Origin of the sequence: Marinobacter bohaiensis (assembly GCF_003258515.1) — a bacterium.
Taxonomy (GTDB): Bacteria; Pseudomonadota; Gammaproteobacteria; order Pseudomonadales; family Oleiphilaceae; genus Marinobacter_A; species Marinobacter_A bohaiensis.
Window position 1 is genome coordinate 1 of record NZ_QGEH01000003.1, and the last position, 22140, is coordinate 22140.

Annotated in this window: 24 protein-coding genes, 1 rRNA gene and 1 other RNA gene; 23 read left to right on the forward strand and 3 right to left on the reverse strand. The window is 61.2% G+C overall.

Annotated elements, in window-relative coordinates:
* Positions 1 to 6 precede the first annotated feature (6 nt).
* From rrf to DKK67_RS14860, 14 genes are all read left to right on the forward strand, one after another.
* Positions 7 to 121, forward strand: a 5S ribosomal RNA gene (gene rrf, locus DKK67_RS14800).
* 311 nt (positions 122 to 432) lie between these two features.
* The gene (locus tag DKK67_RS14805) at positions 433 to 1239 is read left to right on the forward strand and encodes a hypothetical protein (protein WP_111497286.1); all 807 of its coding nucleotides are present in this window, start codon (positions 433 to 435) and stop codon (positions 1237 to 1239) included.
* Complete coding sequence (rimI, locus tag DKK67_RS14810) at positions 1239 to 1727, forward strand: ribosomal protein S18-alanine N-acetyltransferase (protein WP_111497287.1); 489 nt, start codon at positions 1239 to 1241, stop codon at positions 1725 to 1727. The genes DKK67_RS14805 and rimI overlap by 1 nt, the downstream gene beginning before the upstream one ends.
* 1 nt (position 1728) lies before the next feature.
* Positions 1729 to 1995, forward strand: coding sequence for a hypothetical protein (locus DKK67_RS21850; protein WP_228160667.1), 267 nt, complete (start codon positions 1729 to 1731; stop codon positions 1993 to 1995).
* Positions 1995 to 2303, forward strand: a complete 309-nt coding sequence (locus DKK67_RS21855; protein WP_228160668.1) for a hypothetical protein — start codon at positions 1995 to 1997, stop codon at positions 2301 to 2303. Before DKK67_RS21850 ends, DKK67_RS21855 begins: the two co-directional genes overlap by 1 nt.
* A gap of 80 nt (positions 2304 to 2383) precedes the next feature.
* Complete coding sequence (gene prfC, locus DKK67_RS14820; RefSeq protein ID WP_111497288.1) at positions 2384 to 3964, forward strand: peptide chain release factor 3; 1581 nt, start codon at positions 2384 to 2386, stop codon at positions 3962 to 3964.
* 17 nt (positions 3965 to 3981) lie between these two features.
* Positions 3982 to 4752, forward strand: coding sequence for a TatD family hydrolase (locus DKK67_RS14825; RefSeq protein WP_111497289.1), 771 nt, complete (start codon positions 3982 to 3984; stop codon positions 4750 to 4752).
* 210 nt (positions 4753 to 4962) lie between these two features.
* Positions 4963 to 5391, forward strand: coding sequence for a 50S ribosomal protein L13 (gene rplM, locus DKK67_RS14830; protein WP_111497290.1), 429 nt, complete (start codon positions 4963 to 4965; stop codon positions 5389 to 5391).
* Between the two features lie 12 nt (positions 5392 to 5403).
* Positions 5404 to 5796 (forward strand): 30S ribosomal protein S9, encoded by a 393-nt coding sequence (rpsI, locus tag DKK67_RS14835; RefSeq protein WP_111497291.1) that lies wholly within the window; start codon positions 5404 to 5406, stop codon positions 5794 to 5796.
* Positions 5797 to 6031: 235 nt separating this feature from the next.
* Positions 6032 to 6628: a ubiquinol-cytochrome c reductase iron-sulfur subunit gene (gene petA / locus DKK67_RS14840; RefSeq protein WP_111497292.1), complete on the forward strand. Its 597-nt coding sequence runs from the start codon at positions 6032 to 6034 to the stop codon at positions 6626 to 6628.
* Positions 6628 to 7860: a cytochrome b gene (locus tag DKK67_RS14845; RefSeq protein WP_111497293.1), complete on the forward strand. Its 1233-nt coding sequence runs from the start codon at positions 6628 to 6630 to the stop codon at positions 7858 to 7860. The genes petA and DKK67_RS14845 overlap by 1 nt, the downstream gene beginning before the upstream one ends.
* Positions 7860 to 8618: a cytochrome c1 gene (locus tag DKK67_RS14850; protein ID WP_111497294.1), complete on the forward strand. Its 759-nt coding sequence runs from the start codon at positions 7860 to 7862 to the stop codon at positions 8616 to 8618. The genes DKK67_RS14845 and DKK67_RS14850 overlap by 1 nt, the downstream gene beginning before the upstream one ends.
* Positions 8619 to 8727: 109 nt before the next feature.
* Entirely contained in the window at positions 8728 to 9357 is a 630-nt protein-coding gene (locus tag DKK67_RS14855) for a glutathione S-transferase N-terminal domain-containing protein (protein ID WP_111497295.1), read from the forward strand.
* Positions 9358 to 9415: 58 nt separating this feature from the next.
* Entirely contained in the window at positions 9416 to 9823 is a 408-nt protein-coding gene (locus tag DKK67_RS14860; protein WP_204355859.1) for a ClpXP protease specificity-enhancing factor, read from the forward strand.
* Positions 9824 to 9901: 78 nt separating this feature from the next.
* Here the strand turns inward: DKK67_RS14860 and DKK67_RS14865 are convergent, their stop codons facing one another.
* Genes DKK67_RS14865 through DKK67_RS14875 form a run of 3 tightly spaced genes read right to left on the reverse strand, consistent with a single transcriptional unit; the run spans position 9902 to position 12679 of the window.
* Positions 9902 to 10498: a D-sedoheptulose-7-phosphate isomerase gene (locus DKK67_RS14865; protein WP_111497297.1), complete on the reverse strand. Its 597-nt coding sequence runs from the start codon at positions 10496 to 10498 to the stop codon at positions 9902 to 9904.
* Complete coding sequence (locus tag DKK67_RS14870) at positions 10495 to 10875, reverse strand: YraN family protein (RefSeq protein WP_111497298.1); 381 nt, start codon at positions 10873 to 10875, stop codon at positions 10495 to 10497. Before DKK67_RS14870 ends, DKK67_RS14865 begins: the two co-directional genes overlap by 4 nt.
* A gap of 4 nt (positions 10876 to 10879) precedes the next feature.
* Positions 10880 to 12679, reverse strand: coding sequence for a penicillin-binding protein activator (locus tag DKK67_RS14875; protein ID WP_162628852.1), 1800 nt, complete (start codon positions 12677 to 12679; stop codon positions 10880 to 10882).
* 278 nt (positions 12680 to 12957) lie between these two features.
* Here DKK67_RS14875 and rsmI point away from each other — a divergent pair, with 278 nt between their 5' ends.
* From rsmI to mraY, 9 genes are all read left to right on the forward strand, one after another.
* The gene (gene rsmI / locus DKK67_RS14880; protein WP_204355844.1) at positions 12958 to 13815 is read left to right on the forward strand and encodes a 16S rRNA (cytidine(1402)-2'-O)-methyltransferase; all 858 of its coding nucleotides are present in this window, start codon (positions 12958 to 12960) and stop codon (positions 13813 to 13815) included.
* A gap of 64 nt (positions 13816 to 13879) precedes the next feature.
* Positions 13880 to 14237: RNase P RNA component class A (gene rnpB, locus DKK67_RS14885), an RNA gene on the forward strand.
* Positions 14238 to 14609: 372 nt separating this feature from the next.
* Positions 14610 to 15062 (forward strand): division/cell wall cluster transcriptional repressor MraZ, encoded by a 453-nt coding sequence (gene mraZ / locus DKK67_RS14890; RefSeq protein ID WP_111497301.1) that lies wholly within the window; start codon positions 14610 to 14612, stop codon positions 15060 to 15062.
* The gene (gene rsmH, locus DKK67_RS14895) at positions 15059 to 16018 is read left to right on the forward strand and encodes a 16S rRNA (cytosine(1402)-N(4))-methyltransferase RsmH (RefSeq protein WP_111497302.1); all 960 of its coding nucleotides are present in this window, start codon (positions 15059 to 15061) and stop codon (positions 16016 to 16018) included. Before mraZ ends, rsmH begins: the two co-directional genes overlap by 4 nt.
* 2 nt (positions 16019 to 16020) lie before the next feature.
* On the forward strand, positions 16021 to 16422 hold the full coding sequence (ftsL, locus tag DKK67_RS14900; RefSeq protein WP_111497303.1) for a cell division protein FtsL: 402 nt from the start codon (positions 16021 to 16023) through the stop codon (positions 16420 to 16422).
* Positions 16423 to 16445: 23 nt separating this feature from the next.
* Positions 16446 to 18188: a peptidoglycan D,D-transpeptidase FtsI family protein gene (locus DKK67_RS14905; RefSeq protein WP_228160669.1), complete on the forward strand. Its 1743-nt coding sequence runs from the start codon at positions 16446 to 16448 to the stop codon at positions 18186 to 18188.
* A 3-nt stretch (positions 18189 to 18191) separates the two neighbouring features.
* The gene (locus DKK67_RS14910) at positions 18192 to 19676 is read left to right on the forward strand and encodes a UDP-N-acetylmuramoyl-L-alanyl-D-glutamate--2,6-diaminopimelate ligase (protein WP_111497304.1); all 1485 of its coding nucleotides are present in this window, start codon (positions 18192 to 18194) and stop codon (positions 19674 to 19676) included.
* Entirely contained in the window at positions 19673 to 21040 is a 1368-nt protein-coding gene (locus DKK67_RS14915; protein ID WP_111497305.1) for a UDP-N-acetylmuramoyl-tripeptide--D-alanyl-D-alanine ligase, read from the forward strand. The genes DKK67_RS14910 and DKK67_RS14915 overlap by 4 nt, the downstream gene beginning before the upstream one ends.
* A complete protein-coding gene (mraY, locus tag DKK67_RS14920) occupies positions 21040 to 22125 on the forward strand; it encodes a phospho-N-acetylmuramoyl-pentapeptide-transferase (RefSeq protein ID WP_111497306.1) in 1086 nt (361 codons plus the stop codon). Before DKK67_RS14915 ends, mraY begins: the two co-directional genes overlap by 1 nt.
* The last annotated feature ends 15 nt before the right edge of the window (positions 22126 to 22140 follow it).

The window sequence follows — 22140 nt, forward strand, 5'->3', positions numbered from 1 at the left end:
TTTTTGCCTGACGACCATAGCGGTCCGGAACCACCTGATCCCATCCCGAACTCAGAAGTGAAACGGACCTGCGCCGATGGTAGTGTGGCATGGCCCATGCGAGAGTAGGTCATCGTCAGGCTCCTAAATAAAACAGCCCCGACAGCGAAAGCTGCCGGGGCTTTTTTATTTGGGATACGTGGGTCTCTGTCACTACAACGGCCCCATGCGACAAGCTCGCCAACGGCGAGCGCAGGACGTCGGAGCCTGCGACGACGGGCCCGAAGGGCCGAACGCCGCCAGGCGTGAGCACAGTAGGTTAACGTCACACCGCAGCCTACACCAACACCCAATGGACGCACCGCTTCCAGGGTTATATCATCCCCGCATCATTCCAAATGCCCGCGCCCTCCCAGGGATGCCGGGTACGCACCGGAAACCGATCAGGACCCTATGACACCGACCGAAGCCGAACGTCAGTACTACCTCTCGCGTATGGGCATACAGCTCTGGTATGCGCGATCGGCTGTACCGGGGGCGGCTCCGACGCCGGATCTCGACTTCAGCGAGTCGGAAGCACCTGAAGAGGTTCCGGACCGCTCATCGGCGCCAGTCCGTCTGCCCGCGAGCAAGGGCAGTGTCAAGGCTTTGATGCAGAGTATCGACGATGGCAAGGAGTCGGCGACTCCAGAGAAGCCGGCCGCTCAAGATGCACCTTCACCCCGGGAGGTCGCCGGGCCCGCGGCAGAGACTGAAAATAAGCCCGGGATGGCTTCGACTGCCCCCCAGGAATCCCCTGCGGAAACGGTCGCTGCCTCACCGCTCGACAACGTCAGCCTGGACATGGGTGTCTGGAGCGGGAAGCGGTTTACGCTGCTTAGCGCTCTGTCCGGGGAGGTCAGCGCCGAGCTGCAGTCGCAACTGGCGGAGAACATTCTGCGTGCCTTGGGCGACGATGACGTACAGCATCGTCGGCTGGGGTGGCCGGTTTTCAACAATCCGAGAGTTATGCGGGGCGGTGGGCAGCAGCTTGAACGTTTGCTGGAGGCGCTGCGTGAATCGATCATTGGTGAGCGTCGCCTGGTGTGTCTGGGCGCTCTTCATGAGGAGCAAGGAACCGATAAAGCGCTTCTGGCTCACTTGTCAAGTGCAGACGACCGGCTGTCCGGAGAGGACCCACTGGCCGCCCTCGCCGCCGATCCTGCCCGCAAGCGGGCGCTCTGGACGCTGCTTCAGGAGCAGGTGTCCGGGGTATCGTGATGAGCGCCGGTGACGCCTACCGTATTGGTTTGAAAAACGACTGGGGCATTTCCCCTCTGCAGTTGGAAGACCTGCCTGCGGTGATGGAAGTCGAGCGTGGCGGCTATTCCCACCCCTGGAAGGAATCTGTTTTCCGAGACTGTTTCCGTCCGGACTATCGGCTATGGCGGTTGTCCGACGGCGAGGCGCTGGGCGGATACGCCGTCGTTGCCTACCTTTTCGACGAAGCCCACCTCCTGAACCTGTGTGTCGCCAGAGACTATCGCAGTGTGGGAGCGGGGCGCCGCCTGCTACGCCACCTCCTCCGTGAGTCTTTCGGCGATGGCATGCAGCGGCTCATTCTCGAGGTTCGGCGCTCTAATCAGGTGGCTGCCGGACTGTACCGCTCCGAAGGGTTCGAACAGATTGGTGAGCGCCGGGGGTACTATCCGGGCGTACCGGAGCGGGAAGATGCCCTGGTCTTCGCCCTGGAAGCTCCGGTAGGCTGACGTGGGCATCACGCCAGAGCTTTTCTCATCGGTCTGGCTATGGTTGACGAACATCGCCCTGCTCGGTGTGGTGGTATGGGCCGTTCGTGAGGCTGACTGGGATCAGGTGGCCGTCGAACGTCTTTTTCAGCACAGCTTCTTTGCCAGCGTCCTGCTGCTGTTTCTGTTATGGCAGCTGCGGGCCGGTCTATCCCTGGGGCTAACGAGCCATCTCCTGGGGATGAAGCTCTTTCGACGTTCGGCATCAGTGGGCTGGTCACCGTCGTAATGCCCGCTGTGGTGAGCTATGAAGTGATGCTCTGGGAGCGCCGCCGCGGATTTCGCCTGTTTTTCGTCTACCTGTTTTTCTGCGGCTTTTTTGGGGCTGCGCTGGCTTTTCCCGGCAGCGGGTTATTGATGGTGTTGTTGCTCTGGCTTGCGGATGTCTATTCCTGGCGCGTGCTGGTCCACGAGTATCTCCGTTACCTGCCTCTGATTATGTTGCCGGAAGCTTTTGTAAACGGCGTTGTGGTTACCGGGCTGATGATCTTCCACCCGCAACGCCTGATCACCCTCGATGAAAGCCGCTATCTCTGATGGTTCGCGTCTGCGCGCCTCAGAATTTATAATGGTGGGCTTTCCAGTTCATTGGTTCCAACTTTCAGGCTGTTATCACTATGACGTCGCTTCCCGCGGAAATCGAAAAGCGTCGGACGTTTGCGATCATCTCGCACCCGGACGCCGGTAAGACCACCATCACCGAGAAAGTCCTGCTCTTCGGTCAGGCGCTACAGACCGCGGGGACGGTCAAGGGCAAGAAATCCGGTCAGCATGCCAAGTCCGACTGGATGGAGATGGAGAAAGAGCGGGGGATTTCCGTTACGACATCCGTCATGCAGTTTCCCTATTCCGACAAGCTGGTGAACCTGCTGGATACGCCGGGTCACGAAGACTTCTCGGAGGACACCTATCGCACGCTCACGGCCGTCGACTCCTGTCTGATGGTCATCGACAGCGCCAAGGGTGTCGAGGAGCGGACCATCAAGCTGATGGAAGTCACTCGCCTGCGCGATACCCCGATTCTCACGTTCATGAACAAGCTGGACCGGGATACCCGGGACCCGATCGAGCTGATGGACGAGGTGGAGGACGTTCTCAAGATCGCCTGCGCGCCGGTCACCTGGCCGATCGGTATGGGTAAGAACTTCAAGGGCGTCTACCATCTGCTGCGTGATGAGGTGATCCTGTACCAGAGTGGCCAGGGTCATACGATCCAGGAGAAACGGATCATCAGCGGCCTCGACAGCCCCGAGCTTGATGAGGCCATCGGCGCCTACGCCCAGGACCTGCGCGACGAGATCGAACTGGTCAAGGGCGCTTCCCACGAGTTTGAGCTGGAGGCCTTCCTGAAGGGCGAGCTGACGCCGGTGTTCTTCGGTACGGCACTGGGTAATTTTGGCGTGGATCATATGCTGGATGGACTGGTCGAGTGGGCGCCGTCACCGCAGCCGCGCGCGACCGATCAGCGCCAGGTCGAGCCGGCCGAAGACGGGTTCTCGGGCTTTGTGTTCAAAATCCAGGCGAACATGGACCCGCAGCACCGGGACCGGGTTGCCTTCCTGCGTATCGTGTCCGGCCGTTACAGCCAGGGCATGAAAGCGCGGCATTCGCGTATCGGTAAAGACGTGCGCCTGGCCGACGCGTTGACGTTCATGGCCGGAGACCGGACCCAGGCCGACGAAGCCTATGCTGGCGATATTATCGGCCTGCACAATCACGGCACGATCCAGCTAGGCGACACGTTCACCGCTGGCGAGAACATGAAGTTCACTGGCATCCCCAACTTCGCTCCGGAATTATTCCGGCGTATCCAGCTCAAGGACCCGCTCAAGGCCAAGCAGCTGCAAAAGGGACTGATCCAGCTGTCCGAGGAAGGCGCCGTGCAGGTTTTTCGACCGATGAAGAACAACGACCTGATCGTCGGTGCGGTCGGTGTCCTGCAGTTCGATGTGGTCGTGGCGCGACTGAAAAGCGAATACAAGGTAGAGGCCGTCTACGAGCCCATCAACGTTGCCACCGCCCGCTGGATTACCTGCGAAGATGCCAAAACCCTGGATCAGTTCGAGCGCAAGGCCTACGACAATCTGGCGCTGGACGGCAGCGACCGGCTAACCTATATCGCGCCGACGATGGTTAACCTGCAACTGGCCCAGGAACGCCATCCGGACGTGAAGTTCAACAAGACCCGGGAGCACTGAGCCGGGCGGGGTCTGTCATGCTGATCGATGCCCACTGCCATTTCGACTACCCCTGTTTTGATGGCCGGCGCGCAGCGGTGCTGGCCGAGTGCCGCTCTGCAGGAGTGGCTGGGCTGGTTATTCCCGGGGTAAGGGCCCGTGACTGGGATCGTGTTCAGGCTGTGGCGTCCGAGTCCCCGGCGTTGCGTTACTGCCTCGGGATTCATCCCTGGTTCATTGGCGAACATGGCCCTGACGATCTGGAGGGCCTGGAAACGCGGCTTGCCAGCTCTCCCGAAGGCTGTGTCGCGCTGGGAGAATGTGGGTTGGACTGCGTCCGGGGGGATCTGGAACAGCAGCTGCCCTGGTTCGAGGCCCAGATTGACATCGCTGCGGCCTGCGCCATGCCGCTGGTTATCCACTCGGTGCGAACCCACGACGAGGTGGGCGCGTGCCTGCGCCGCCGCCAGTTTAGCGGCCGGAGTCTGGTCCACGGCTTTTCCGGCAGTCCGGAGCAGGCGCTGGCGCTGGTTCGCCAGGGGTGTTTCCTGGGCGTGGGTGGGGTAATTACCTATCACCGGGCGGCCAAAACCCGGCGTGCGCTGGCCCGCGCTCCGCTTGACCACCTGGTGCTCGAAACTGACGCGCCGGACATGCCGCCGGAAGGTGTCGCCAAAGGTGATAACGCACCGATCGCGCTGCCGCGGGTGTTCCGGGCCCTGTGTGACCTGCGGGACGAGCCCGAGGCGCGGATCCGGGAACAGCTCCAGCGTAACGTGGAAGCCCTCTACGGAACCCACTGGCACTGACTTGGTCGGCATAATTGGGCGTGAAAAGGGGCTTGGCACCACTGGTTCGACCCTGTATACTTCGCGCCCTGGCTTTTCAAGGCGATGTATCCATCTCAGCCCCGAATGGTGCACCGCCACAAGTAAATATGGTCGAAGGTCTCCGTATAGCGCATGGCGCTGGTTTGCGGTGATCTTTAACGTTCGTTTTAAGCGTACAAGGCGGAATCAATGAAGACTCTGAGTGCGAAACCAGAAAGCGTAAAGCGTGACTGGTACGTTGTGGACGCAGCCGGCAAGACGCTGGGTCGTCTGTCAACCGAAATCGCCCTTCGTCTGCGGGGCAAGCATAAGCCGGAATATACTCCCCACGTCGACACGGGCGATTACATCGTTGTGATCAACGCTGAGCAGGTTCGTGTGACTGGTAAGAAAGCCGGTGCTAAAAAGTATTACCACCACACCGGGTTCCCGGGTGGTATCCGTGAGATCAACTTCGAGAAGCTGATCGACAAGGCGCCTGAACAGGTGATCGCGCATTCCGTCAAGGGCATGCTGCCGAAGGGACCGCTGGGTCGCGCCATGTTCAAGAAGCTGAAAATCTACGCCGGTGCTGAGCATCCGCATGCAGCCCAGCAGCCCAAAGAACTCGACATCTAACGGAAGGCGAATATGTCTGTAGCACAAAATTACGGTACTGGTCGCCGCAAAACTTCCGCGGCGCGTGTATTCATCAAGCCGGGTAGCGGCAACATCACCATCAACAACCGCACCATTGAGCAGTTCTTTGGTCGCGAAACCCTGCAGATGATTGTTCGTCAGCCGCTGGTTCTGACCGAGTCAGAAGAGCGTTTTGACATCAAGATCACTGTAGAAGGCGGTGGCACCAGTGGCCAGGCCGGCGCCATTCGCCACGGTCTGACTCGTGCCCTGATGGATTACGATGAATCCCTGCGTCCGACCCTTCGCAAAGCGGGCTACGTTACCCGTGACGCGCGTGGTGTTGAGCGTAAGAAAGTGGGTCTGCGGAAAGCGCGTAAGCGTCCTCAGTACTCCAAGCGTTGATCCAGCGCTGCTTTTTCGAAAAAGCCCGGTTTTACCGGGCTTTTTTTTGTCTACACTTCGGGTTGATGCAAACTTGCCGGCGGGGGTAGCAAGGTTTGGGCCCCGCCGGCGTCAGCTTGTCAGGGTTTGGTTATTTCATTACCATTTTTTCGGACTCATTTTCGGGTTGTGAAGTCTAATACGATGTGCGGCCTATAAAAATCAGCTTCGCATCGCCTGATGGGAGAAAACTATAATGAATAACGGCGACGTGAGCCGCAGCCGGCGTCGATTCCTCATTGGGGCGACCTCCGCAGTGGGAGGTATCGGCGTCGTGGGGGCAGCAGTGCCTTTCGTAGCATCCTGGAACCCAAGTGCAAAAGCGGAGGCCGCAGGCGCGCCGGTCTCGGTCAACATTGCGAAATTAGAGCCCGGCCAGCAAGTAACGGTTGAGTGGCGGGGCAAACCGGTGTGGATCGTGCGCCGCACCGACGAGATGCTGGAAAGCATCGAAAAGCTGAATGATCGAGTCAAGGACCCCGAGTCGACGCAGGCTTCCCAGCAGCCTTCCTATATAGAGAGCGTCTACCGCTCGCTGAAACCTGATATTGCCGTTCTGGTCGGAATCTGTACCCATCTTGGCTGTGTGCCGAGCTACCGGCCGGAAGTGGCGCCTGCCGATCTCGGGGATGACTGGCTGGGCGGTTTCTTTTGTCCCTGCCACGGATCCCATTACGACCTCGCGGGCCGGGTCTATTCCAGTCAGCCTGCGCCCCTGAATCTGGAAGTCCCGCCTTACCGCTATGATTCCGACAACACCCTGACCGTTGGACTGGATCCGGAGGCCGCGTGATGCAGAAGCTCATAAAGTGGATTGATGCACGACTCCCGATCATCGATGCCTATAACAAGCATCTCGGCCAGTACTACGCCCCCAAGAACTTCAACATCTGGTACTTCTTCGGGTCACTGGCGATGCTGGTCCTGGTTAACCAACTGGTGACCGGAATCTGGCTGACGATGAGCTATAACCCCTCCGCTGAGGGCGCGTTTGCATCCGTCGAATACATCATGCGGGATGTGGAGTGGGGCTGGTTGCTGCGATACCTGCACTCGACCGGCGCCTCGGCCTTTTTCGTTGTAGTCTACCTGCATATGTTCCGCGGGCTGATGTACGGTTCCTATCAAAAGCCCCGGGAACTGATCTGGATCTTCGGGATGCTGATCTACCTGGTATTGATGGCGGAAGCGTTCATGGGTTACCTGCTGCCCTGGGGGCAGATGTCCTACTGGGGAGCGCAGGTTATCGTCAACCTGTTCGGTGCCATCCCGGTGATCGGTGAGGATCTGTCCCTCTGGATCCGCGGCGACTATCTGATCTCCGGCATCACGCTTAACCGGTTCTTTGCCTTGCACGTCATTGCCCTGCCGATCGTGCTCCTTGGGCTGGTGGTGCTGCATATCCTGGCTTTACATGAGGTTGGTTCCAACAACCCGGACGGGATCGACATCAAGAAGAACAAGGACGAAAACGGTATTCCCAAAGACGGTATCCCGTTTCATCCCTATTACACCGTGCACGACCTGCTTGGGGTCGGGGTTTTCCTGTTTATATTCTGCGTGGTGGTCTTCTTCTTCCCCGAAATGGGCGGCCTGTTTCTCGAAAAGCCCAACTTCGAGCCAGCCAACGCACTCAAGACACCTGAGCACATTGCGCCGGTCTGGTACTTCACGCCTTTCTACGCCATGTTGCGTGCGGTCACGGTGGATCTGTTCGGCTTGCCGGCGAAGTTCTGGGGCGTGGTGGTCATGGGGGCGGCCATCGCCATCCTGTTCGTGTTGCCCTGGCTGGACCGAAGTCCAGTGCGGTCGATCCGTTACAAGGGCCTGCCCAGCAAGATCGCCCTGGCGGTATTTGCCATCAGTTTTGTGATTCTCGGCTATCTCGGAATCATGCCGGCCACTGCTGGTCGGACCGCGTTGGCCCAGCTGTTGACCGTCCTGTACTTTCTCTACTTTCTCCTGATGCCGTTCTACACAAGGATGGAAACAACAAAACCGGTACCGGAAAGGGTGACAGGCTGATGAGACAACTGATTGCGGGTTTTTTCATAATGTGCCTGCCGGCCCTGAGTCTGGCCGCAGGTGGGGCCGGCATTCCGCTTGACCACATGGAGCCGGACCATGCCAATAAATCCTCCCTGCAGAGGGGCGCGGCCCTGTTTACCAATTACTGCATGGGATGCCATTCCATGGAGTATGCCCGTTACAAGCGGGTGGCCAATGACCTGGGGATCCCCGAGGAACTCTACGAGGAGAACCTGATTTTCACCGGCGCCAAGATTGGCGAGTTGATGAAGATCAGTATGGACAAGGAGCAGGCCAAGGCCTGGTTCGGCAACCCGCCGCCGGACCTGACGCTGGAGTCGCGGCTGCGCGGTGAGGACTGGATCTACTCCTATATGCGTGGCTTTTACAAGGATGAATCCCGTCCGCTGGGGGTCAACAACGTCGTGTTTTCCAACGTCGGCATGCCGCATGTGTTGGTGGACCTGCAGGGGCTGTGCGCCGTGGAGCCGCAGATCGGCGGGCGCGCCAGCGTCGATCCGCTCAGTGGCAGCGTCGTCAATGACACGGTCTGCCCCGAGTGGGCCACCGAAGGCTCGATGACGCCCAAGGAGTATGACGCCGCCATGTATGATCTGACCAATTTCCTGTCTTACATGGGGGACCCGGTCAAACTGGAGCGAGAGCGGCTGGGGCTGTTTGTTCTGATCTTTATCGCGATTTTCTTCGTGTTTGCCTACCTGCTCAATCGCGAGTACTGGAAAGACGTACACTAAAGAATCAGGTATAATGGCAGTTTTCGCCGATCCCAGCGGGAGCCAGTTGGCTTGCCGCTGGATTTTCCGTTTTGCCACCTCTGTGTTCATGTAATCGTGGAGTAGTTCTATGGGCGTTGTGACCAAGCGGTCATCAATGACGTTTTTTTCTGATCCGGCCAGCCATTACAGCCACCGGGTGCGTATTGTACTTGCCGAGAAAGGCGTCACGGTCGACGTTGTCGACGTCGATCCTGACAATCCGCCGGAGGAACTCTCCGACCTGAATCCGTATAACGCGTTGCCGACCCTGGTCGATCGTGACCTGGTACTCTATGAGCCGAACATCATGATGGAGTACCTCGACGAGCGTTTCCCGCACCCGCCGCTGCTGCCGGTGTACCCGGTGGCGCGGGCCAACAGCCGCCTGATGATCCACCGGATCCAGAAAGACTGGTGTGGCCTGGTGGACCAGATCCTGGCGCAGCCCAACGCCAAGGCATCTGAGGCGGCCCGCAAAGAACTGCGTGAAAGCCTGCTGGCAACGGCGCCCCTGTTCGGCGAAATGCCGTTTTTCCTGTCCGAGGAGTTCACCATCGTCGACTGCTGCATTGGACCGATCCTGTGGCGCCTGCCGGCCCTGGGAATCGAGCTGCCCGAGAAGCAGGCCAAGCCGCTGCTGAAGTACATGGAGCGCCTGTTCCAGCGGGAAGGCTTCAAGGCGAGCCTGTCCGACCTGGAAGAAGACATTCGCAGCTAAGCGATCGACTTGTATCCGAGCCTGAGTGGGAGATGTTATGTCTGACAAGGCATTCAGAATGACTTCGAGCCGTCCCTATCTGGTGCGGGCTTTCAATGAGTGGATTCTCGACAACAACTGCACTCCCTATATCCTGGTGGATGCCAGCATCCAGGGCGTGCAGGTGCCGGCCGAGCATGTGGCCAACGGGCAAATCGTTCTGAATATCAGTCCGACTGCGGTCAAGGGGTTGATGATTGGCAACAGTGCCCTGGAGTTCAGCGCGCGCTTCGGCGGCGTTCCCATGCAGGTCTCCGTGCCGCTGGTGGCGGTGCTCGCCATCTACGCGCGGGAAAACGGCGAAGGGATGGTGTTTGGCAGCGAGCCGGGCACTCCGGACCCGGACGGCACGGGCACGGATCCGGACGAGGGGCAGCGTCAGCCCGAACGTCCTTCCGGCAAGCCGAGCCTTAAAGTCGTGAAGTAGCCCTCACGCTGTTATACGGCGCAAGCAAAAGCCGGCCCTCGGGTCGGCTTTTTTGTGCCTGCGTGGCGGGCGCTATGCTCAGCCGCCGAAGATCTTGTGGTCGATCAGGGCGCAGAGGGCGTTGAGCACAAGGACGAAGACGCTGGTGGCCTGCGCGGGGCTGAGGTTATGCAGGGCGATCTCATGGTCATCGGGGTGCAGCAGTGAGGTGACGTCGGTCTTCTCCCGCGCGCTCAGTACCACGACTTTCATGCCCCGGTCGTGAGCAGCCTGGATGGCCTGGATGAGATTGGCCTTGTGGCCGTCATCGACGATCACGAACAGCGTGTCGCCCTCTTTGCCCAGGGCGCGGACCTGGCGGGAAAACGTCTCGTTGAATCGATTGTCCCGGCAGATGGCCGAGAAGGTGGTGGCATCGGCGCCCAGATTCATCGCGGGTAACGCCGGGCGGTCCTGGTCGAATCGATTGAGCAGGTTGGTGCAGAAGTACTGCGTCAGGCAGTTGGCGCTGCCGTTGGCGCACATCAGGATCTTGGCGTCCGTGAGCAGCGAGTTGACCAGTGTGTCCGCCACTTCAATCAGGGCGGGGCCAAGCTCACCGGCGGTGTGCGCAGCGTTCTCCATGTGTTCGGCGAACATGGAATTGATCAGGAAATCCGGGCTTTGTTCAGTCATTGGGTAGCGTCAAATGCATGTTGAATCCACTGTGCGCGAAAGCGGCGCCAGCGTCCGGGAGTGATGGCGATGACGTCGAACCGGCAGGGGGCCTGCCACAGCCCCTGTTTCTGCAGGTAGACCGAAGCGGCGCGAATCACGCGCTGCTGCTTGTTTGGCGTCACCGATTCCATCGGGTTCTCGAAGCTGCCGTTACCGCGGAAGCGAACCTCGACGAAAACCAAGGTTTCTGCGTCCCACGCCACAATATCGAGTTCGCCGCCACGGCAATGAAAGTTGCGCGTGACGACCTTCAATCCTTTACGCGTCAGATACCGGGCCGCCGCCTCTTCGGCTTCCTGGCCCTGTCTCCGCCGACCGTCCCTGGTCTGGCTCATGATTTTACCGGTCCGTTGGCTGCAGGGTGTCCTGCGGATCAATCGGGGTGTCTTCCGATGGATCGGTTGGCGTCTCCAGTCTCGTCGGCACCCCCTGCTGGAAGATGGCCCACTGTTGCTGGCGTCGGACGATGCCTTCGGGCGTCATGCTCAGCGTGCCGGTCAGGCCTTCGATGTCGCTGCCCTCGACTTGCGACAGCAGCTGCAGTTTGGAGGACAGGGCATAGGCATCCATTCCCATGGCGAACAAACGGCCATAGCGCTGGGTTGCGTTCGGCAGGGCGGCCGAGGTGCGCTGGCGGCGCGCGGAGTCCGGATTGAGCATCCACGGGATATCGGTGAAGCGCACCCGCTCCAGGTCGCCATCGCGGGAGGCGTCCGGCGTTCCGGTGTAGATCGTGGACGGCGCGTACACCGGCAGGTCGCCACCGAAATAGAACGCAAACAGCGGGTTGAACTGGCGGCCGATGGTGGGCGAGGCGACCAGAACGACGGCGTCGATGTCCTGCCGCCGGCGCGGTTCAAATTCCACGTTCAGTGCGATGGTGTGTTCGATGTTGATCGCCCGCTGGCGGCTGCTGTTGATATCGAACAGATCAGCGACGGTCTTGCGCAGGTCCTCTTCCCGATCGTAACGGACAATGTCCAGAATCTTGCCGCCGTTCTCGTTCATGCGTTTGACCAGTGCGCTTTCCACACGGTCACCCCAGTCTCCCCAGGGGATCAGGGCAACGGCCTGGGGGCGATCGTCGGCCATCAGGCGGTCGGCAATCTGGCGTGCTTCGTCTTCGGCGGACAGGCCGTACTGGAACAGCTGGGCCGGATGATCCTGACCGTCTTCCAGGTAATTGAGGGCCAGCACCGGGGTGGGCAGTGACGTCCGGTTGGTCAGGGTGTTGAGGGCTGACTTGTCCAGCGGGCCGACCACCAGGTCCGGCCGGGTGCCATCGATCTGGTCGTAGATGGCGGGGAAGTCGGCGGCGTGGGTATCGAAGACGCGGACGCGCGTCTGGGTGTCCGCGTCCGACTGGTCGTCCTCATAGTAGGCGGCGAAAAAACCATCGCGAATGGCCTGACCGGCTTCGGCCAGCGGCCCGGTCAGCGGCAGGGCGAGTGCGATATAGCCCGGACGTTCTCCCGACAGGTTGGTAATCAATTGCAGTTCGCTGGGCAGTGGTTGTGCTGCCGGGTGATCTGCCCAGTTTGATTGCCACTGGCGAATGCTCTTGCCTTGGGCTTCCAGGGTGATGCCCGGCTCGCGCAGCGACAGTGCCAGTTCCAGCCAGCCCTGTTGTTCGTAGCCGATGGCGGTTCGTGCTTCCCGGTCCAGGCGACTGGTTGACGCCCGTTTAAGCAGTTGCCAGATGCGGTCGTTGTCCGCCAGGCTGCCCGCGTCCGGACGCAGTGGAGCGGATGCAATCAGGCTTTGCGCCGCCGGCAGGTAGCGTCCGGCGATGGTGAAGGTCTGCACCTGCAGGTCAACGGCGCTTTGCTGACGATCCGCCGGGTAGCTGGAGAACTGTTCCACCGGCAGGTCGCGGGTGAAACTGGCGGCCCAGGTCCGATCGTCCAGGGCGACGATGCTGTTCATGGCCAGCAGCCGGAACTGGTCCAGGGTCGCGCCCTGGGCGTCGGCAAAGGCGTCGCTGCGAAGGATGACCCGGGCGTCGTCATGGCGTCCCGCCTGCTGGTAGCGTGACGCGGTGCTGAGCAGGCCGCGCAGTGCCGTGTCGCTGTAGCCGGAGGCTTCGGCAATGGCCAGCGCTCCCTGCGGCGTATCCGCCTCGTTCGGTTGGATCCCCATCGGGCTACAACCGGCAGTCAGGACAATCAGTGCCAGGAAAAACGCAGGGCGAATGCGAAATCGAAATCTCATCGTCATGCAATGCTCACAGTATGGCCATGGATTTGGGCATCTCCGCGTCGGCGGACGGGCCCTTGTCGAGCCGGCGGTTGTGGCGCTGGCGGAATCGGGGCATCATGCCGGAAATTACCAAGCAGCGAGTTTACCAGTTCGCCCCGGATTTCTCATGACGTTACTTTCATCCCGGGGTATCTGCATCATCTCCCAGGATCGTTTCCATGCCAGCTAGTCGTTCTCCCGACGCCGGGACCCTCTATATCGTCGCTACGCCGATCGGCAATCTCGGTGACATCAGTCAGCGCGCGATAGAGGTGCTCGACCGTGTGGACTGCATCGCGGCGGAAGACACGCGCCACACCCAGCGCCTGCTGCAGGCTCTGGGCCTGCACAAGCCGCTGCTGGCCCTGCACGAACACAACGAGCGCCACAAGCACGAACAGGTTCTGGAGCGCCTTGCCGGCGGCGAATCCATTGCGCTGGTCTCCGATGCGGGCACGCCACTGATTTCAGACCCGGGGTTCATTCTTGTGCGGGCAGCTCGCGAGGCCGGATTGCCAGTGGTGCCGATGCCCGGGCCCTGTGCGATTGTAACGGCCCTGAGCGCTGCCGGCCTGCCCACCGATCGCTTCACCTTTGAGGGATTTTTGCCCACCAAGCGCAAGGCCCGCCACGACGCACTGATGGCCTTGCGGTCGGAACCCCGGACCATGGTGTTCTACGAGGCGCCCCACCGCATCCGGGAAACGGTCGATACTCTGGTGGATGTGATGGGGGGCGAGCGCCCGCTGGTGCTGGCCCGGGAACTGACCAAGGCGTTCGAGACCTATTACAGTGGTTCGGTCGGGCAGGTGGTCGAGCAACTGGCGCAGGATGACTACGCGGAAAAGGGCGAGTATGTGGTGATGCTTGCCGGCGCGCCCGAACAGTCGGACAGTGAGGCGCGGGCCGTCGATACCGATCGGTTGCTGGCTACGCTGCTTAAAGAGGTGCCGGTCAAGGTGGCGGCGCGCCTGGCAGCCGAGATTACCGGTGAGGCTCGCAACGCTCTTTATCAGCGCGCACTGGAGCTCAAGTAGCCGGCAGCGCCGGAGTGGCGCGATTGTGCTTGCGCCGCTGCGGCAAGCGCAGTATTGTCTCGCCTGAGCTCGCCGGACAGTCGCCGCTCTGGGTTTCGACCCAGGGGGGAGGAAAGTCCGGGCTCCATAGGGCGAGGTGCCAGGTAACGCCTGGGCGGCGCGAGTCGACGGAAAGTGCAGCAGAAAGGAAACCGCCTAAGCACCCTCGGGTGCCGGTAAGGTTGAAAAGGTGCGGTAAGAGCGCACCGCATGCCTGGCAACAGTGCATGGCGATGGTAAACCCCACCTGGAGCAAGACCAAATAGGAGTCCAATGGCGTGGCCCGCGCTGGACTCGGGTAGGTTGCTTGAGGCCTGTGGTGACGCAGGCCCTAGACGAATGACTGTCCCCGACAGAACCCGGCTTACAGGCGAGCTCATTTTTTCCCTTCCTCGTCTCTGGTGTGCAGGCACCAGTCCTTTCTCAGGCATATAGCGAAAAATTCTTACCTCTAAGGTTCTTTGTCCGCTTTGTTCTTCAGCTGATTGATTTTGCAGAGGTTCTTCTCGTCACTTTGCGAACCAGTCTGTTTTATTGTCCCTAACTCATTGTCATACCTGAAAGTTTTTGCGGCAAGCCGCTATTGGCGGCGCTTGCATTGTATTTTTCGTGTTTCTATAGTGTGCAGAAGTGGGAAAAAGTGGATAGAAGTGGTTTTTTGTGGTTTTCGGAGGTCGAGAGTGGGAAAATCGCCCTGTCTCAACCTGAACTAGGCGGCCAGCGTGCCGTGAATGGGCCGTTAAACGGCAGCGACTATGAGCAACTTTCTCGGCAGTCACGCCATCAACATGGACGCAAAGGGGCGCATAGCGATCCCGACCCGTGTACGCGAGGACCTCGCCGAGGCTTGCGGTGGCCGCATTGTGCTTACCGCCAATGCCGACGAAGAGCGCTGCCTGCTGGTCTATCCGGAACCGCAGTGGGAAGAGATCCGGCCGCAGATTGAAGCATTACCGAACATGAACAAGGCGGCGCGCCGCCTGCAGCGCAAGATGCTGGGGCATGCTACGCCGCTGGAACTTGACGGTTCTGGCCGCGTGTTGGTGCCGCCGACGCTGCGTAGTTACGCGCGACTGGAAAAGAAGCTGATGCTCGTCGGCCAGGGCAAGAAGCTGGAGCTCTGGAGTGAGGAGCGTTGGTTCGCCTGGCTGGATGAGGGTGATGACGATGAAGACATGCCGCCCGAGATGGAGTCCCTCTCGCTATGACGACGCGTAAGGGGGCAGCCCCGGCACACCTGTCGGTGCTGTTGGATGAAGCGGTGGATGGTCTGGTCGTTCGACCGGACGGGCGCTACGTGGACGGGACGTTCGGTCGCGGTGGCCACAGTCGTCTGATTCTCGAACGCCTGTCCGGGGACGGTGAGCTTTTGGGCATCGACAAGGATCCGGAGGCCATTACGGTTGGTCGGGAGTTAGCGAGCGCTGACTCCCGGTTTCGTATTGGTCACGGCTCATTTGCCGAACTCCCGCGTTTCCTGGAAGACGCCGGCTGGAACGGTATCAGCGGCATGCTGATGGATTTGGGGGTGTCGTCGCCGCAGTTGGACGACGCCGGGCGAGGTTTCAGTTTCATGCGCCAGGGTCCGCTGGATATGCGGATGAATCCCGAGCAGGCGCCAAGCGCTGCCGAGTGGCTGAATTCGGCGCCGGAAGCCGAGATCGCGGATGTGATTTTCCAGTACGGCGAGGAGCGCTTCTCCCGTCGTATTGCCCGGGCCGTCGTCGAGCAGCGCGCGGAAACCCCCTTGAGCACGACCCGGGAGCTGGCGGAGCTGGTATCCGCGGCGGTTCCCCGCAAGGAAAAGCACAAGCACCCGGCGACCCGGACCTTCCAGGCGATCCGGATCTTTATCAACCGGGAACTGGAAGACCTGGAAACCGGGCTGCAGGCGGCGGTCGACTGTCTTGAACCCGGCGGTCGCCTGGTGGTGATCAGTTTCCATTCGCTGGAGGATCGCATGGTCAAACGCTTTATGCGTGATCTGGCCCGAGGGCCCCAGCTGCCAAGAGGTCTGCCGGTCAAGGCGGACCAGACCGAATCGGATTTCCGGCTGGTGGGGAAGGCCCGCAAGGCGGAGACAGACGAAGTGGCCGACAACGTTCGCGCACGCAGCGCCGTGATGCGGATTATCGAGCGTCGACCCGCAAAGAGTGAGGGATAGATATGGCCGCCGTAACCATCGAGCGCCCCGAAGTTCAGACACGCAGCAAGCTGCGCCCGGATACCGTGAAGGTTGGGGTGACCACCGCGCTGCGGCTGTCGCGCCGTATCTTTGCCGGCCTCTGGCAGCGGCACGTGCTGGTATCGGCCGGCCTGGCGACCGCGCTGGTCGTATCGGCGGTCGGTGTGGTCTACAGCGCTCACGAAAACCGGGTGCTGTTCAACGATCTGGCGCAGTTGCAGGCCCAGCGCGACGGCTACCAGCGAGAGTGGAGCCAGCTGCTGCTGGAACAGAGCGCCCTGAGCGCACACAGCCGTGTTGAGGCGCGGGCGTCGCAGGGGATGAACATGGTGGTGCCTGGCAAGCGGGATATCGTCCTGGTGCCAGGCAGTCCCGAATCTTGAATCTGACGGAAGCAGGATAACCCGTGTCCGAGAAGAAACCGACACAAGGTGTGACGGCCACGCTGAAGGCAAAGCTTTCGGCGTGGCGTCATGCGTCTGTGCTTGGTGTTTTTCTCGTCGTCATGGCGGTGTTGGCTGGTCGTCTCGTCGAACTCCACGTGGTGGATCAGGACTTCCTGCGCAAGCAGGGCGATGTCCGGACTGTGCGCAGCGAAACCATCGACGCTCATCGCGGCATGATCACCGACCGCCACGGCGAACCGCTGGCGGTTAGCACGCCGGTTCAGACTCTTTGGGCCAATCCCAGTGAGATGGATGCCGACGATCCCCGCCTGACACCCCTGGCGCGGATGCTCGGTATCAGTGAGGGTCGTCTGCGTTCACGTCTGAAGCGCTATGCCGGTCGTGAGTTCATCTATGTCCGTCGCAAGGTTCAGCCGGCCCTGGCGCGCCAGGTCATGGGGCTGGATATTGCCGGCATCTACAGTCGTCGTGAGTACCGTCGTTACTACCCCGCCGGAGAAGTGACCGCTCACGTTGTGGGCTTTACCAATATCGATGAGCAGGGGCAGGAAGGCATTGAGCTGGCCTACAACGACTACCTCAGCGGCGAGCGCGGCAGCAAGCGGGTGCTCAAGGACCGGCGTGGCCACATCATCAAGGACCTGAGTCTGGTCAAAGATGCCCGGCCCGGCCAGAACCTCGAGTTGAGCCTGGATTTGCGGCTTCAGTACCTGGCCTATCGAGAGTTGAAAGCGGTCGTCCAGGCCCACCACGCCAGGGGAGGCACGCTGGTGATGCTTGATGCCGGCACCGGCGAGGTGCTGGCGATGGTCAACCAGGGGTCCTATAACCCCAACGACCGGAGCCAACTGGATCCGAAAAACCTGAGAAACAAAGCTATTACGGATTTGTTCGAACCCGGGTCGACCATAAAGCCCATAACCGCTGCCGCCGCATTGCAGGCGGGTGTGGTCACTACGGAAACCCGGATCGATACCAATCCGGGTTATCTGCGTTTTGGGCGGTTCACAATTCGCGACACCGGCAACCACGGCGTGCTGGATCTCAAGGGCATCATCGCCAAGTCCAGCAACGTCGGCATCAGCAAGGTTGCGGCCAAACTGGGTGGCAATGCCATCCGTGACATGTTCTTCAGCGTCGGACTGGGTCAGGCCACCGGGATTGGCTTCCCGGGTGAGGCCGTCGGTGTGCTGCCGTCCCCGCCGCGCTGGCGGCCGGTGGAAGTGGCGGCCCTGTCCTACGGCTACGGCCTGAGCGTCAACGCCCTGCAATTGGCCGAGGCCTACATGGTGCTGGCGAACGGTGGCGTCCGCTACCCGTTGAGCCTGATGAAACGCGATGAGCCGCCTCAGGGCCAGCGGATCATTTCCGAAAAGGTAACCGGCGAGGTGCGCCAGATGCTCCAGGCGGTGATTGAAGAGGGGACGGGCAAGCGAGCCGGTGTCGGTTTCTATGAGGCTGGTGGCAAGACCGGTACTGTCCACCTGGTTGGCGCGAACGGTTACGAAGACAGTGAGTATAAGGCCATCTTTGCCGGCATCGCTCCGGTGGAGAATCCCCGTATCGTCTGCGTTGTAGCCGTCGATGCGCCCAAAGGCGGGGAGTATTATGGAGGGGAAGTTGCGGCACCAGTCTTCTCGCGGGTCATGGGTGACGCGCTGCGCTTGTTGAACGTGCGCCCGGAGCTCGATGACAAGTCACTGGCATCCAAGCCCGATAGCCAGGCCGGAGGCCGGGGGTAAGCCATGTGTATGACATCTCTCCAATCCCTTCTTGCCGATATCGCCGATGTGCCTTCCGTATTCGACGTTACGGTGCACGGGCTGACGGCGGACAGCCGTGAAGTACGCTCCGGTGATGCCTTTGCTGCCCTGCGCGGCGCTCGCACGCCGGCTGACCATTATCTGGATCAGGCCACCGAAGCGGGAGCGGTCGCGGTCCTTCTGGAGGTGGATGAGCCCCGTTTGTGCTATGAGCGCGCCGGTATCCTGGTCGTGCCGGTGGCGGACCTGCGCCAGCAACTGGGTGTCATCGCTGATCGCTTCTATGGCTCGCCGTCGCAGGAGATGGATGTCATCGGCGTGACCGGCACCAATGGCAAGACGTCCGTGACCCATTACATCAGCCAGTTGCTCAGTGCCGCCGGACACCAGTGCGGGGTGATTGGCACGCTGGGCTATGGCATCGGCGGGCAGATGACCGAAGCGACCCACACCACGCCGGACGTTGTGCGCATCAATCAGGCCCTGCGCCGGATTCGCGTATCGGGTGGCAAAGCGGTGGCGATGGAGGTTTCCTCCCACGCGCTGGATCAGGGGCGGATCGACGACCTTCACATCCGCGGTGGCGTGCTGACCAACCTGACCCGGGATCACCTGGACTATCACGGCAGCATGGATGCCTACGCCGAGGCCAAGAGCCTGCTGTTCCGTCGCGACGGCCTTGAATTCGCCGTGCTTAATTTCGACGACCCGTTCGGCCGTCAGCTCTACGAGCAGCTGACCGGCGAGGCGGATCTGATTCGCTACAGCCTTCACGAGTCCCAGACGGAGCTCTGGCTGAAAGCCTTGAAGGCCCATGTCGATGGCTTCGAAGCCTCGGTAGACGGCAAGTGGGGCGCCTTGACCCTGCAGGCGCCATTGATGGGCACGTTTAACGTGAGCAACCTGCTGGCGGCCGTGGCAACGGCTCTGCAGCTGGGCGTTTCGCCGGACGACATTGAGCGGGCCGTGCAGCGGCTGGTGCCACCCCCGGGGCGGCTGGAAAGTTTTGCCGGAGCCGGTGGCGTGCGCGTTGTGGTGGACTACGCCCACACGCCGGACGCCCTGCACAACGCGCTGGAAGCCATCAAACCCCACGTCGAGGGGCAGCTGTGGTGCGTGTTCGGATGCGGCGGCGATCGCGATGCCGGCAAGCGGCCGGAGATGGCGGTCGAAGCGGAGCGGTTTGCCGATCAGGTGATTGTGACCGACGACAACCCGCGCAGCGAAGCGCCCGAACACATTGTGCGGGACATCGTGGCCGGTTTCCGCGAGGCGGAGCGTGTGGCCATCGCGCATGATCGGGAGCAAGCCATCCGGCAGGCCGTCTTCGAGGCGCAACCCGGTGACGTGATCCTGGTGGCCGGCAAAGGGCACGAAACCTATCAGGAAATCCAGGGAGAGCGGTTCGATTTCAGCGACGCCGGCGTGGTTCGCCAGGCGTTGGTCGACCGGGAGGCGCAGCCATGATGCACGCTTTCACCCTGCGGGATGCCGCTGAAATGATCGGAGCCAATCCCATGGCCTCGGCGGTGGAGTATCGCGGCGTGTCGACCGATACCCGGACCCTGCAACCAGGCGACCTGTTCGTGGCCCTGCGCGGCGACCGGTTTGACGGGCACCAGTACCTGCAGCAGGCCATCGACGCCGGTGCTGTCGGTGTGGTTGTCGACTCCCTGCAGGAAGGCATCAAGGCTCCGCAGCTGTGTGTGGACGACACGGTCCAGGCCCTCGGGAAGCTGGCCTTGGGGAACCGTCTGGCGAGCCCGGTTCGCTGTGTGTCGGTGACCGGCAGCAGTGGCAAGACCACCGTCAAGGAAATGCTGGCGGCGATCCTGCGGCAGGCCGGTGAAACACTGGCGACCCAGGGCAACCTGAACAATCACATCGGCGTTCCGATGACCCTGTTCCGGCTCGCCCCGCAACACCGTTACGCCGTGATCGAGCTGGGCGCCAGCGGACTGAACGAGATTGCCTACACGGTGAATCTTGCGCGGCCGGACGTGGCCATCATCACTAACGCCGGTGAGGCACACCTGGAAGGCTTCGGCAGTTACCAGAACATCGTCCAGGCCAAGGGCGAAATCATCGACGGCGTCCCGTTCGATGGCGCGGTGATCCTCAATGCCGATGATCCGGCCTGCGCTACATGGCGGGCCCGGGCGGGCGAGCGTCGCGTGCTGGCGGTCGGCAAGTCCGGGGAAAATGGCGTCGACTATCACTATCGTAATGTTCGTGCTGAAGATGGCGCGGTGGTGTTCGACGTGGTGGGGGCGGATGGCTGGCTTTGCCCGGTGCGCCTGAACCTGCCCGGAGAGCACAACCTGGTTAACGCCATGATGGCCATTGCCGCGACCCGGGAGATGGGCGTGTCCGATGAGGCCATCTATCGCGGCCTGACTGAATTAAAACCCGTTAAAGGTCGTCTGGAGAAGATTGCGTTACAGTCCGGCGTCAATCTGGTGGATGACAGTTATAACGCCAATCCCACCTCCATGAAGGCCGCCATTGAGTACGTAGCCGAGCAGGATGGCGAATCGGTGGCCGTGCTGGGGCAGATGGCCGAGCTGGGGGCCGACGCTGAATCGCTGCATCGGGAAGTGGGCGCCCTCGCCGCCCGCCTGGGCATTGCTCAGCTGGTGTTGGTCGGCGACGGCGTCGACGGGTACGTGAAGGGCTTCGGGCCTGCCGCCCGGGTCTTTGCCACTCACGACGAGGCGGCCGAGTGGCTGTCGACGGAGGTGCATCCACCCGCAACCGTTCTGGTTAAAGGATCTCGCAGTTCTGCCATGGATAACGTGGTCAGGGCATTAATAAAGAAGGTGAATAGCTGATGTTGCTCTGGCTGACAGACTTCCTGGCACAGTATTTTGATGAACTGACGGTTTTCCGTTACCTGACCCTGCGCGGCATTCTCGGCGTGCTCACGGCGCTGCTGATTTCGCTGATTATCGGCCCGACCATGATTCGCAAGCTGGGGCAGTACCAGATCGGTCAGGCGGTTCGTGATGACGGTCCCCAGACCCATCTGAGCAAGGCCGGCACGCCCACCATGGGCGGCTCCCTGATCCTGGTGGCGATCGCCATCAGCACCCTGCTGTGGGCGGACCTGACCAACCGCTATGTCTGGGTCACCCTGCTGGTGACACTGTTGTTCGGCGCCATCGGCTGGGTCGATGACTATCGCAAGGTGGTGGAGCGTAACCCGCGCGGGTTGCCGGCACGCTGGAAGTACTTCTGGCAGTCCGTGATCGGTGCGGGCGCCGCGGTGGCCCTGTTCTATTCCTCCTCACTGCCGCAGGAGACGTCGTTGTTCCTGCCGTTCTTCAAGAACGTAAGCCTGGTGATGGGGCCGGTGGCTTTCATTCTGCTGACCTATTTCGTGATCGTCGGCAGCAGTAATGCCGTGAACCTGACCGACGGCCTGGACGGGCTGGCCATCATGCCTACGGTCATGGTGGCCGCGGCGCTGGCGATTTTCTGCTACCTGTCCGGCCACGCCGAGTTCGCGTCCTATTTGCTGATCCCGCACCTGCCGGGCAGTGGCGAGCTGATTGTGTTCTGTGGGTCCCTGGTGGGTGCCGGGTTGGGGTTTCTCTGGTTCAACACCTATCCGGCACAGGTGTTCATGGGAGACGTGGGTGCCCTGGCCCTCGGCGCCGCGCTGGGCGTGGTCGCCGTGATCGTACGCCAGGAACTGGTGCTGTTCATCATGGGCGGTGTGTTCGTCATGGAGACCGTGTCGGTGATCCTGCAGGTTGCGTCATACCGGCTGACCGGTCGCCGCATCTTTCGCATGGCGCCGCTGCACCATCACTTTGAATTGAAAGGCTGGCCCGAGCCGCGCGTGATCGTGCGCTTCTGGGTCGTGACCGTCGTGCTGGTCCTGATCGGGCTGGCCACGTTGAAGATACGCTAGGGCGTAGGTGAATCG

Bases quoted from the DNA above. Each gene is read 5' to 3' on its own strand.
- DKK67_RS14805 (WP_111497286.1), top strand. From the start codon at position 433: ATGACACCGACCGAAGCCGAACGTCAGTACTACCTCTCGCGTATGGGC.
- rimI (WP_111497287.1), top strand. From the start codon at position 1,239: ATGAGCGCCGGTGACGCCTACCGTATTGGTTTGAAAAACGACTGGGGC.
- DKK67_RS21855 (WP_228160668.1), top strand. From the start codon at position 1,995: ATGCCCGCTGTGGTGAGCTATGAAGTGATGCTCTGGGAGCGCCGCCGC.
- prfC (WP_111497288.1), top strand. From the start codon at position 2,384: ATGACGTCGCTTCCCGCGGAAATCGAAAAGCGTCGGACGTTTGCGATC.
- DKK67_RS14825 (WP_111497289.1), top strand. From the start codon at position 3,982: ATGCTGATCGATGCCCACTGCCATTTCGACTACCCCTGTTTTGATGGC.
- rplM (WP_111497290.1), top strand. From the start codon at position 4,963: ATGAAGACTCTGAGTGCGAAACCAGAAAGCGTAAAGCGTGACTGGTAC.
- rpsI (WP_111497291.1), top strand. From the start codon at position 5,404: ATGTCTGTAGCACAAAATTACGGTACTGGTCGCCGCAAAACTTCCGCG.
- petA (WP_111497292.1), top strand. From the start codon at position 6,032: ATGAATAACGGCGACGTGAGCCGCAGCCGGCGTCGATTCCTCATTGGG.
- DKK67_RS14845 (WP_111497293.1), top strand. From the start codon at position 6,628: ATGCAGAAGCTCATAAAGTGGATTGATGCACGACTCCCGATCATCGAT.
- DKK67_RS14850 (WP_111497294.1), top strand. From the start codon at position 7,860: ATGAGACAACTGATTGCGGGTTTTTTCATAATGTGCCTGCCGGCCCTG.
- DKK67_RS14855 (WP_111497295.1), top strand. From the start codon at position 8,728: ATGGGCGTTGTGACCAAGCGGTCATCAATGACGTTTTTTTCTGATCCG.
- DKK67_RS14860 (WP_204355859.1), top strand. From the start codon at position 9,416: ATGACTTCGAGCCGTCCCTATCTGGTGCGGGCTTTCAATGAGTGGATT.
- DKK67_RS14865 (WP_111497297.1), bottom strand. From the start codon at position 10,498: ATGACTGAACAAAGCCCGGATTTCCTGATCAATTCCATGTTCGCCGAA.
- DKK67_RS14870 (WP_111497298.1), bottom strand. From the start codon at position 10,875: ATGAGCCAGACCAGGGACGGTCGGCGGAGACAGGGCCAGGAAGCCGAA.
- DKK67_RS14875 (WP_162628852.1), bottom strand. From the start codon at position 12,679: ATGGGGATCCAACCGAACGAGGCGGATACGCCGCAGGGAGCGCTGGCC.
- rsmI (WP_204355844.1), top strand. From the start codon at position 12,958: ATGCCAGCTAGTCGTTCTCCCGACGCCGGGACCCTCTATATCGTCGCT.
- mraZ (WP_111497301.1), top strand. From the start codon at position 14,610: ATGAGCAACTTTCTCGGCAGTCACGCCATCAACATGGACGCAAAGGGG.
- rsmH (WP_111497302.1), top strand. From the start codon at position 15,059: ATGACGACGCGTAAGGGGGCAGCCCCGGCACACCTGTCGGTGCTGTTG.
- ftsL (WP_111497303.1), top strand. From the start codon at position 16,021: ATGGCCGCCGTAACCATCGAGCGCCCCGAAGTTCAGACACGCAGCAAG.
- DKK67_RS14910 (WP_111497304.1), top strand. From the start codon at position 18,192: ATGTGTATGACATCTCTCCAATCCCTTCTTGCCGATATCGCCGATGTG.
- DKK67_RS14915 (WP_111497305.1), top strand. From the start codon at position 19,673: ATGATGCACGCTTTCACCCTGCGGGATGCCGCTGAAATGATCGGAGCC.
- mraY (WP_111497306.1), top strand. From the start codon at position 21,040: ATGTTGCTCTGGCTGACAGACTTCCTGGCACAGTATTTTGATGAACTG.